Source organism: Effusibacillus lacus, assembly GCF_002335525.1.
Lineage (GTDB): Bacteria > Bacillota > Bacilli > Tumebacillales > Effusibacillaceae > Effusibacillus > Effusibacillus lacus.
Genome location: NZ_BDUF01000068.1, coordinates 48,580 through 51,589 on the forward strand (window position 1 = coordinate 48,580; position 3,010 = coordinate 51,589).

A 3,010-nucleotide genomic window follows, 5' to 3' on the forward strand; every position below is an offset into this window, starting at 1 on the left:
GTGCGTGTCGATTCGGCGGCTTATCCCGGGTACAGGGTGACCCCTTTTTACGATTCGATGATTGCCAAACTGATCGTATGGGCTCCCACCAGACTCGAAGCCATAGCCCGCATGGAGAGGGCGTTGCAGGAATTTCAGATAGAGGGAATCAAGACCACCATTCCCTTTCATTTGAAAGTGTTGCGTCACCCTGCTTTTATCGAAGGAAACGTGAACACCAAATTTCTCGAAATGTACCCGCTTTAAGATTGGATTTCGCGGCCCCCGCCTACAAATTGTCATAATTTACACCCTCTGGTATACTATTGGTATTGTACGGGACAAACAAGGGGGAATTGGAATGTCAATAGATAACCTGGAATTTGACGTTACGGAAATGGGGCAAATCCGAATTGCTCCCGAGGTTATTGAAATTATTGCGGGACTTGCGGCAACGGAAGTGCGAGGCATTGCAGGCATGAGCGGCAGTGTGGCCGGTGGGATCGCCGAACTGCTGGGACGCAAGAACCTTGGAAAAGGTGTCAAGGTTGAAGTCGGCGAAAAACAGTGTGCGGTAGATCTGTCCGTTGTCATGGAATTCGGCATCAAGATTCAGGAAGTCGCACATGAAGTGCAAACCAACGTGAAACGTGCCATCGAGAACATGACCGGTCTTGAAGTAGTGGAAGTCAATGTCCATGTTCTGGGCGTTACCTTCAAAACGGAGGAAAAAGAAGAAGAGGCTGTAACTCATCGCCTTCGTTAATCAGATCCCCCCTGTAACTATGGTTGGCTAAAGGGGGGCTTTTATTCAACCAGAGGAGGGACAAGCTTTTGGGTGCTTTAGATCGAATTCTTCTCGGACTGTTTGCTTTGGCGGTTGCATTCTTGTCCGTGTTAATGGGGGCTCAGGTGCTTGGGCAAGATTGGCTTTACGATATGTATACCCATTATCCCCTTGAGTTTCTGGCAGCAGCCGCTGTTTTGTTTTTGGTGGCCCTTCGCTTTGTATTTATCCGGACGGGTGCATCCAAAGAGCCGTTGGCCATCGTTCACAAAACGGAACATGGAGATGTGCGGATTTCGGTGCAAACTCTTGAGAGCCTGGCGGAGAGGGCGGCCCGTCTGGTAAGAGGCGTAAGCGATCTGAAGACAAAAGTGCGTCCTTCCGAAGTTGGGGTGCGAGTGGCGATTCGAATTTCGGTAGACCCGGATTTGGACATCCCTCAGATCACATCTTCCGTTCAGCAAAAAGTCAAAGATTATGTCGAATCCACATCCGGTGTAAACGTTCAGAACATTGTGGTGTATGTAAACGACCTGTCCAAATCGCAAGCCGGAAAAATATCTGCGCGATCGAGGGTTGAATGACGATGTGGAACCATATAAAGGATTTTCTGCAAAGGGCGAACCTGCGAACTCTGGGCATGTTGACAGGTGCAATTCTGGGCGTGCTGTATCTGATTGTCGGGTTTTGGAAATCAATCGTATTTGCTGGATTCATAGTAGCGGGGTATCTGGTGGGACGATGGCTGGACAGCCAGGAAGATTGGCGAGATGTGGTAGAACGTTTGATTCCCAATAAAACTCGTGACTAGGGCAGAGATTCGAATGCCCTATTTCTTTTGTTGTTGGGGAATTATATGAAAACCAAACATTGTGACGCGGAAGCGAATGGAGGATATAAAGGATGAGCCGCAGGCAATTACGGGAAAGCGTATTGCAAAGCTTGTTTCAGATTCACATGGGGGAGGTTCCCGTTCCACAAGCCATCAGCCACGTTCTGGAAGAAGCCGGATCTGATATAGACAGGGGTTCTCTGGAAAAATTTGTATCTGGCACATATGACAACCTGCCTCAGATTGACAGTCTGATCAGGCAATACTCCATTGGCTGGGAACTGGACCGGATGCCGAGCGTTGACCTTACGATTTTGCGGATGGCTGTGTATGAGATGATCTATGAACAAGATACTCCGGCAAAAGTTGTCATTAATGAGGCGATTGAGCTGGCCAAGGCATTTTCCACGGCCGATTCGGGCAAATTTGTGAATGGTGTGCTTGGCAAAATGCTCCCTGATTTGGATCGATTGAGGAGTTCCGTGCAAAATGATTCTGGGAATTGATACAAGCAATTACACCACCTCCCTATGCCTGATTGACGGTGAGGGCCATATAGTAAACGAACAGCGGAAACCGCTTGCCGTGGAGACGGGGAAACAGGGGCTGCAGCAATCGACAGCTTTGTTTCAACATGTCAAAAACCTCCCCGAACTGTTCGAAAAAATGGGGGAGTTGCGGCAGCTTGAAGCGATATGTGTTTCGGTGCGCCCAAGACCGGTTGAAGGTTCCTACATGCCGGTGTTTCTCGCTGGTGAGTCCGTGGCAAGAACCCTGGCATCTTCCTTCCATATCCCCCTATATCGGACAAGCCATCAGGAAGGTCATATAGCTGCCGGTGAAGCTACTGCAGGCCGTGCTCCGGCTGATGAATTTCTTGCTGTTCATTTGTCGGGGGGAACCTCCGACCTGCTTCTGGCCCGAAGGAGGGAAACGGGATATGAAATCACCCGGTTGGGAAGTTCCCGGGATCTTCATGCCGGACAGTTTATCGACCGGGTAGGCGTGGCTTTGGGCCTTCCTTTTCCCGCCGGTCCTCATTTGGAAAAATTGGCGTCCACAGCATCCGAAGACGCTCAGGGCATTCGTCTGCCCTCTCCTGTGGAAGGATTTAACTGGTCCTTTTCAGGACCGGAGACAGCCGCCAGAAAATGGATCGATTCGGGGGCAGACCCCGCCGGCATTGCTAGGGCAGTGGAAGATTGCATCGCCAAGGGATTGGAAAAAGTACTATTGAAAGCAATGCAACAAACTCAATTGCGTTCCGTCTTGATTGTGGGGGGAGTCGCAGCCAATTTACACATACGGAGACGGCTTCTTCACCGGCTTCAACATCCGGCTGTGGGAGCTGACCTCTTTTTTGCCGATCCGAGCTATTCCACAGACAATGCTTACGGTGTGGCTCGAATTGG

At 50.1% G+C, this 3,010-nt stretch carries 5 protein-coding genes and 1 pseudogene; all 6 read left to right on the plus strand.

Annotated elements, in window-relative coordinates; genetic code table 11:
- Window positions 1-246, plus strand: a pseudogene (locus EFBL_RS21355) (acetyl-CoA carboxylase biotin carboxylase subunit); the annotation flags it as partial.
- A gap of 94 nt (window positions 247-340) precedes the next feature.
- The gene (locus EFBL_RS13465; RefSeq protein ID WP_096182634.1) at window positions 341-745 is read left to right on the plus strand and encodes an Asp23/Gls24 family envelope stress response protein; all 405 of its coding nucleotides are present in this window, start codon (window positions 341-343) and stop codon (window positions 743-745) included.
- Window positions 746-813: 68 nt separating this feature from the next.
- Window positions 814-1,350 carry an alkaline shock response membrane anchor protein AmaP gene (amaP, locus tag EFBL_RS13470; RefSeq protein WP_165912639.1) on the plus strand — a complete coding sequence of 179 codons (537 nt, stop codon included), beginning with the start codon at window positions 814-816 and terminating at the stop codon, window positions 1,348-1,350.
- Window positions 1,351-1,352: 2 nt separating this feature from the next.
- Window positions 1,353-1,577, plus strand: coding sequence for a DUF2273 domain-containing protein (locus tag EFBL_RS13475; RefSeq protein WP_096182636.1), 225 nt, complete (start codon window positions 1,353-1,355; stop codon window positions 1,575-1,577).
- Window positions 1,578-1,669: 92 nt separating this feature from the next.
- Window positions 1,670-2,104, plus strand: a complete 435-nt coding sequence (gene nusB / locus EFBL_RS13480; RefSeq protein ID WP_096182637.1) for a transcription antitermination factor NusB — start codon at window positions 1,670-1,672, stop codon at window positions 2,102-2,104.
- The coding region (locus tag EFBL_RS13485) for a tRNA (adenosine(37)-N6)-threonylcarbamoyltransferase complex transferase subunit TsaD (protein WP_096182638.1) at window positions 2,088-3,010 on the plus strand (923 nt) is incomplete at its 3' end. The genes nusB and EFBL_RS13485, both read left to right, overlap by 17 nt.